This is a genomic window from Streptococcus sp. UBA4344 (genome assembly GCF_002393675.1).
Taxonomy (GTDB): domain Bacteria; phylum Bacillota; class Bacilli; order Lactobacillales; family Streptococcaceae; genus Streptococcus; species Streptococcus vicugnae.
In genome coordinates this window covers 1-7823 of record NZ_DGTE01000004.1, presented here as the reverse complement: position 1 = coordinate 7823, position 7823 = coordinate 1, and the positions used below count along the sequence as shown (strand labels likewise).

Here is a 7823-nt window from a genome sequence, read left to right as displayed (position 1 = left end):
TTTTCATGAACAAGAAAATTGTTGGTCTTGGACTTGCTGCAGTAGCAACATTGGCTCTTGGTGCTTGTAGCCGTTCAAATTCATCTAGCTCTAGCTCAGATTCAAGCGTTAAAGCTGCTATCGTAACTGATACAGGTGGTGTTGATGATAAATCATTTAACCAATCTGCTTGGGAAGGTATGCAAGCTTGGGGTAAAGAAAACAAATTGAAAAAAGATACTGACTACACTTACTTCCAATCTGATAGTGAGTCAGACTATGCAACAAACCTTGATTCAGCTGTTTCAAACGGCTACAACCTTGTTTTTGCAATTGGCTACAACCTTCACGATGCTGTTGATGAAGCTGCTCCACAAAATGAAAAAACAAACTATGTTATCATTGATGACGTTGTAGCAGACCACAAAAATGTTGAAAGTGTATTGTTCGCTGATAACGAAGGTGCTTACCTTGCAGGTATCGCTGCAGCAATGCAAACAAAAACTAAACACGTTGGTTTCGTAGGTGGTGTTGAATCTGATACAATCACTCGTTTCGAAACTGGATTCAAAGAAGGTGTTGCTTCAGTTGATAGTTCAATCAAAGTTGACGTTCAATATGCTGGTTCTTACTCTGATTCTGCTAAAGGTAAAACAATCGCTGCAACAATGTATGCTAGCGGTGCAGATGTAATCTATCATGCTGCTGGTGGTTCAGGTACTGGTGTCTTCTCACAAGCTAAAGAAATCAATGAAAAATTGCCTGCTGATAGCGACAAAAAAGTTTGGGTTATTGGTGTAGACCGTGACCAAACTGAAGAAGGTAACTACACTTCATCTGATAAAGTGAAATCAAACTTCGTTTTGACTTCAACAATCAAAGAAGTAGGTCAAGTTGTTAAAGATATCGCTAATGATCAACTTAAAGGTGATAAATTTGACGGTAACACAACTAAAACATACGGCCTTAAAGACGGTGGTGTAGATCTTGTTACTAAAAACCTTCCTGATAACATTAAATCTGCTGTAGAAACTGCAAAAGATAAAGTTATCAAAGGCGAAGTCAAAGTTGACGATGGCGTAAACAAATAATCGCTCTTATGAAAAAGCGACCAAATTGGTCGCCTTTTTTCAGGGGCTGAGATAAAAATTATTTTTATCTCAGTTAAGTTCATTAAAGGTCTTTTAATGGGCTTAACTGACCTAAAAATTATTATTAGACTGAAAGGGATCACACATGACACAAGAAAACGTCATAGAAATGCGTGAGATTACCAAAAAATTCGGTGATTTTGTCGCAAATGACCATATTAATTTACAAGTCAGAAAAGGTGAAATCCACGCTCTTCTTGGAGAAAATGGAGCCGGTAAATCGACTTTGATGAATATGCTTGCTGGTCTTTTACAACCAACAAGTGGTCAAATCTTAGTAAAAGGTGAAGAAGCAACATTAGATTCACCATCTAAATCTGCTAAGATGGGTATCGGAATGGTTCACCAACACTTTATGTTGGTAGAGGCTTTTACAGTTGCTGAAAACATTATCTTAGGTAATGAAGTCACAAAAGGCGCAGGTGTTCTTGACCTTAAAAAAGCTAGTAAAGAAATTAAAGAACTGTCTGAGAAATACGGTTTAGCGGTTGATCCATCTGCCAAAATTTCTGATATTTCAGTTGGTGCGCAACAACGTGTTGAAATCTTAAAAACACTTTACCGCGGAGCTGATATTATTATCTTTGATGAACCAACTGCTGTTCTAACGCCTTCTGAAATTACTGAATTGCTCGACATTATGCGTAATTTGGTTAAAGAAGGAAAATCAATTATCTTAATCACACACAAATTGGATGAAATTCGTGCGGTTGCAGATCGCGTAACAGTTATTCGTCACGGTAAATCAATTCAAACAGTTCCAGTTGCTGATTCGACAAGTAATGAATTAGCTGAAATGATGGTTGGTCGTGCTGTTTCATTCAAAACAGATAAGATTCCTGCCAATCCAAAAAATGTCGTTCTTTCAATCAAAGACTTGGTTGTTAACGAAAACCGTGGAGTTCCAGCCGTTAAACAATTGTCATTAGATGTTCGTGCAGGAGAAATTGTTGGTATTGCAGGTATTGATGGTAATGGTCAAACAGAATTAGTTGAAGCTCTTACAGGTTTGCGTAAAGTTGAATCTGGTCAATTCTTCATCAAAGGTTCTGATATGACAAATCAACGTCCTCGTAAAATTACAGAACTTGGCGTTGGACATGTCCCAGAAGATCGTCATCGTGATGGTATGGTTCTTGACATGACAATTGCTGAAAATATCGCCCTTCAAACTTACTACAAAGAACCATTTAGCAAACATGGTTTCATGAACTATAATAAGTTAAATGAACATGCTCGTAAGTTGATGAAAGAATTTGATGTCCGTGCAGCAAGTGAATTAGTTTCGGGTGGTGCACTTTCAGGTGGTAACCAACAAAAAGCTGTTATCGCTCGTGAAATCGATCGAAACCCAGATTTGCTTATTGTTAGTCAACCAACTCGTGGACTTGACGTTGGTGCCATTGAATATATCCGTAAACGTTTGGTTGCTGAACGAGATAAGGGTAAAGCCGTTTTGGTTATTAGTTTTGAATTAGATGAAATCCTTGATGTTTCCGACCGTATTGCCGTTATTCATGATGGTAAAATTCAAGGTATCTTAGATCCTGCCACAACCAATAAACAAGAACTTGGTATTTTGATGGCTGGTGGAAAAGTGGAAAAGGAGGATTCTAATGTTAATGTCTAAGAAAACCCAAAAATGGGCTGTTCCATTAATTGCAGTGTTCCTAGGAATGTTGCTTGGAGCAATCCTTATGCTTTGCTTTGGATATAATCCTTTCTGGGCTTATAATGATTTGCTTTATACAGCTTTTGGTACTGTTAAAAATGTTGGGGAAATCTTCCGTGCAATGGGTCCACTTATCCTGATTGCCCTTGGTTTCTCAGTAGCTTCAAAAGCTGGCTTCTTTAACGTTGGTCTTCCAGGTCAAGCGTTAATGGGTTGGGTAATGTCAGTTTGGTTTGCTCTGTCATTTCCAGATTTACCAAAACCAATTTCAGTAATCTGTACTGTTTTGGTTGGTCTTGTTGCTGGTGGTATTGCAGGAGCAATTCCTGGTATTTTACGAGCTTTCCTTGGAACAAGTGAAGTTATCGTAACGATCATGATGAACTACATTATCTTATACGGAACTCAATATTTGATTCAAGATGTTTTCCCAGATAGTATCATGCGTACAACTGAAGCAACAATCAAAGTTTCAAAAAATGCTTCTTATCAAACTGAGTGGTTGTCAGCTTTGACTGATAATTCACGTATCAATATTGGTATTTTCATTGCTTTACTTGCTGTTCTAATTGTTTGGTTTATGATGCGTAAAACAACGCTTGGTTATGAAATTACTTCTGTAGGTATTAATCCACATGCTGCTGAATATGCTGGTATGTCAGCTAAACATTTGATTGTTGTTTCAATGATTATTTCTGGTGCGTTGGCTGGTCTAGGTGGTACAGTTGAAGGGCTTGGAACATTTGGAAATGTGTACTCACAAACAAGTTCATTGAGTATTGGTTGGGACGGAATGGCCGTATCGCTTCTTGCTGTGAATTCAGCTGTAGGTATTCCATTTGCTGCCTTTTTATACGCCGTTCTTGCTATTGGTAAGACAGGGATGATTGGTATTCCATCAGAAGTTATCGATGTTGTATCAGCATTTATTATCTTTTTTGTTGGAGCTGATTACCTAATTCGTCAATTTATTAAAACTAAAAAAGAAGAAGGAGGAAAGTAAGATGAGTTTTTCAACCATGTTAGCCCTATTAGTTTCTTCCATGCTAATTTATTCTGCACCATTGATTTTTACAAGTATCGGTGGAACGTTCTCTGAACGTGGTGGTATCGTAAACGTTGGCCTTGAAGGAATCATGGTGATGGGTGCTTTTTCAGGTGTTCTTTTCAACCTCAGTTATGCTGATGTCTTTGGACATGCAACACCATGGGTTGCTTCAATTGTTGCTGGATTAGTAGGTGTTTTATATTCACTTATTCACGCAGTAGCAACCATCAACCTACGTGCTGACCATGTTGTGTCTGGTACAGTATTGAACTTGATTGCCCCATCGTTTGCTGTTTTCCAATGTCGTTACTTGTTTGGTAAAGGACAAACAGATACAATCACTCAAACATTTGGGCGATTCTCATTCCCAATTTTAAAAGATATTCCTGTTATCGGAAAAATCTTCTTCAACAATACATCTCTAGTTGCTTATGTAGCAATTTTGGTGTCATTCATCTCATGGTTTATCATTTTCAAAACACGCTTTGGTTTGCGTCTACGTTCAGTTGGTGAACATCCACAAGCTGCTGATACACTTGGTATCAATGTTTATCTTATGCGCTATGCAGGTGTTATGATTTCAGGTTTCCTTGGAGGAATTGGTGGCGCTGTCTACGCTCAAACCATTTCAAATAACTTTGCGGTTACTACAATCGCTGGTCCTGGTTTCATCGCTCTTGCTGCAATGATTTTCGGTCGCTGGAATCCTGTTGGAGCAATGCTTTCAAGTTTATTCTTTGGCTTGTCACAATCACTTGCTATTATCGGTGCACAATTACCATTCTTCTCAAATATTCCACCTGTTTACCTAAAAGTCGCTCCTTATGTATTGACAATCATTGTCTTGGCAGCGTTCTTTGGTAAAGCAGTAGCGCCAAAAGCAGATGGTGTTAACTACATTAAATCTAAATAAAGAAAAAAAGTTGGTGTGAAGCCAACTTTTTTTAAGCTAAATATTTGTAAGCGATTTACATGTGTGATATAGTTATCTTAATAAAATAATATAATTGAGGTTACTTCTATGAGTAAAATTGTTGTTATTGGAGCAAATCACGCTGGTACAGCTTGCATAAAAACGATGTTAACTAACTATGGTTCAGAAAACGAAGTAGTAGTATTTGATCAAAACTCTAATATCTCATTTTTGGGATGTGGTATGGCTTTATGGATTGGTCAACAAATTTCAGGACCTGAAGGACTTTTTTATTCAAATAAAGAAGAACTTGAGCAATTAGGTGCAAGAATTTACATGAATTCTCCTGTAGAATCAATTGACTATGAGCAAAAAACAGTGACTGCATTAGTTGACGGTAAACCACATCTTGAAACGTATGAAAAGTTAATATTTGCTACAGGTTCACAACCAATTATTCCACCTATTAAAGGTGTAGCTTTAAAGGAGGGATCACAAGAATTTGAAGCTGAACTTGAAAATATCCAATTTGTAAAATTATATCAAAATGCGCAAGATGTTATTGAAAAGTTAAAAGATAAAGATATCTCGCGTGTAGCTGTTGTAGGAGCAGGTTACATTGGTGTTGAACTGGCTGAAGCGTTCCAACGTAAAGGAAAAGAAGTTACTTTGATTGATGTTGCTAATACTTGTTTAGCAGGCTATTATGACGAAGATCTTAGTGATATTATGGCTAAAAATCTAGAAACACATGGTATTAAGCTGGCTTTTGGTGAAACCGTAAAAGAAATTGTTGGTAAGACGAAAGTTGAAAAAATCATAACTGACAAGGCAACTTACCAAACTGATATGGTTATACTTGCTGTAGGCTTCCGACCAAACACCGGCCTTGCTGGTGGTAAACTTGAGTTGTTCAAAAATGGAGCCTTTCTAGTTGATAAGAATCAAGAAACAAGTACTCAAGATGTTTACGCAATTGGAGATTGTGCAACAATCTATAACAATGCGTCTCGTGAAACTGACTATATTGCACTTGCATCAAACGCTGTTAGAACAGGTATTGTTGCTGCACATAATGCTTGTGGTCATAAACTTGAAGGGATTGGTGTCCAAGGTTCAAATGGTATTTCAATTTATGGCTTGAATATGGTTTCAACAGGGTTAACACTCGAAAAAGCAAAAGCTAAAGGTATCGATGCAGAAGAAGTTGAGTATAGTGATAAACAAAAGCCTGATTTTATTGAGAAAAACAATTTTGAAGTTACTTTAAAAATCGTTTACGATAAAGTTAGTCGACGTATTTTAGGTGCACAAATGATGGCGATGGCAGATATTTCATTGGGAATTCACCTTTTCTCACTTGCTATCCAAGAAGGAGTGACAATTGATAAACTCGCTCTTACTGATTTATTCTTCTTGCCTCATTTCAATAAGCCATATAATTACATTACAATGGCTGCTTTGAATGCAAAATAGTAAATAAAAAAAGCTATCCCAAGGGATAGCTTTTTTATTCAAAAACTAGAAATTAGTTTTTGCAAGCAGAAGCAAATTCTTCTTTAGAGAAAGCTTCGTCGATGATAGCTTTCAATTCTTTAGCAGAAGCTTCCATTTTTTGTTGTTCAGCGTCATTCAATGGAATGTTAACTGGACGAACGATACCGTGTGCACCAACGATAGCTGGTTGACCGATGTAGCAGTCAGTTACGTTAGCGTATTGACCTTCTTGGAATACAGAAAGTGGAAGTACTGCGTTTTCATCGTTAAGGATTGCTTTAGTGATACGAGCAAGCGCAACAGCGATACCGTAGAATGTAGCACCTTTTTTGTTGATGATTGAGTAAGCAGCGTCACGAACACCTTCGAAAAGTTCAACCAATTCAGCTTCGTCAACGTTTTGAACGTCTTTAAGGTAGCTTTCAAGGTTTACACCGGCAACGTTAGCGTGTGACCAAACAGCGAATTCTGAGTCACCGTGTTCACCCATGATGTATGCGTGAACTGAACGAGCATCAACATCAAGTTTTTCAGCCAAAGCTTGACGGAAACGAGCTGAGTCAAGTGAAGTACCTGAACCGATAACGCGTTCTTTAGGGAATCCAGAGAATTTCCATGTAGAGTAAGTCAAGACGTCAACTGGGTTTGCAGCAACCAAGAAGATTCCTTTGAATCCAGATTTAACAACTTCAGTTACGATTGATTTGTTGATAGCAAGGTTTTTACCAACAAGGTCAAGACGAGTTTCACCTGGTTTTTGTGGAGCACCTGCAGTGATAACTACAAGGTCAGCATCTGCACAGTCTTCGTATTTAGCTGCGTAGATTTTTTTAGGTGAAGTGAAAGCAAGAGCGTGGCTAAGGTCTTCAGCATCCCCAACAGCTTTGTCAAACAATTGAGGGATTTCGATGATACCAAGTTCTTGAGCGATTCCTTGGTTTACAAGTGCGAATGCGTAAGAAGAACCTACGGCACCGTCACCAACAAGGATAACTTTTTTGTGTTGTTTAGTTGCAGTCATTTATCTAAACATCTCCTTAATTTTTTTAGGCTGACGCCCATACGAATAATATTTTAACACGTTAAGTGAGAAATGTCACGAACTAATTGGAAAAAATTGAAAAAAGAAGAAAGCAATATTTTTAGGAGAATTTAGTCATATTACCTTCTAAAAAATAGTGAATTTTTCACAAAAATTTTACTTATATTTGTCGTATTTTGCTTTTGAAAATCATATGAAAAGCAGTGGTAATTTATCTGACATTCAGTTAAAAAGGAGTAAAAGGATATTAGTGTTGATGTGGTTTTAATGCAGTATTTATGATATAATATAGTTGAGTTTTACACTAGAAAAGGAGTGTTTTTCCTTAATGCAGGATAAGAATTTAATTGACGTAAATCTAACTTCAGAAATGAAGACAAGTTTTATTGATTACGCCATGTCTGTTATTGTTGCTCGTGCTCTTCCTGATGTACGCGATGGATTAAAACCAGTTCATCGTCGTATCTTGTACGGAATGAATGAGCTCGGTGTGACGCCAGATAAACCTCATAAGAAATCTG

The 7823-nt window shown here is 37.4% G+C and carries 7 protein-coding genes; 6 read left to right on the top strand and 1 reads right to left on the bottom strand.

The features are described from left to right. Positions 1-5 precede the first annotated feature (5 nt). From B4D49_RS00790 to nox, 5 genes are all read left to right on the top strand, one after another. On the top strand, positions 6-1070 hold the full coding sequence (locus tag B4D49_RS00790) for a BMP family lipoprotein (RefSeq protein ID WP_132869556.1): 1065 nt from the start codon (positions 6-8) through the stop codon (positions 1068-1070). A gap of 145 nt (positions 1071-1215) precedes the next feature. Further along, positions 1216-2760, top strand: coding sequence for an ABC transporter ATP-binding protein (locus B4D49_RS00785; RefSeq protein WP_286782889.1), 1545 nt, complete (start codon positions 1216-1218; stop codon positions 2758-2760). Next, a complete protein-coding gene (locus B4D49_RS00780; RefSeq protein WP_132869554.1) occupies positions 2753-3805 on the top strand; it encodes an ABC transporter permease in 1053 nt (350 codons plus the stop codon). The genes B4D49_RS00785 and B4D49_RS00780 overlap by 8 nt, the downstream gene beginning before the upstream one ends. Position 3806: 1 nt before the next feature. Next, positions 3807-4763 carry an ABC transporter permease gene (locus B4D49_RS00775; RefSeq protein WP_132869553.1) on the top strand — a complete coding sequence of 319 codons (957 nt, stop codon included), beginning with the start codon at positions 3807-3809 and terminating at the stop codon, positions 4761-4763. A gap of 108 nt (positions 4764-4871) precedes the next feature. Next, positions 4872-6239: a H2O-forming NADH oxidase gene (gene nox, locus B4D49_RS00770; protein WP_199543917.1), complete on the top strand. Its 1368-nt coding sequence runs from the start codon at positions 4872-4874 to the stop codon at positions 6237-6239. Between the two features lie 52 nt (positions 6240-6291). Here the strand turns inward: nox and B4D49_RS00765 are convergent, their stop codons facing one another. Further along, complete coding sequence (locus B4D49_RS00765; RefSeq protein ID WP_132869900.1) at positions 6292-7281, bottom strand: L-lactate dehydrogenase; 990 nt, start codon at positions 7279-7281, stop codon at positions 6292-6294. 349 nt (positions 7282-7630) lie between these two features. Here B4D49_RS00765 and B4D49_RS00760 point away from each other — a divergent pair. Continuing rightward, a partial coding sequence (locus B4D49_RS00760; protein ID WP_286782888.1) for a DNA gyrase subunit A occupies positions 7631-7823 on the top strand: 193 nt, incomplete at its 3' end.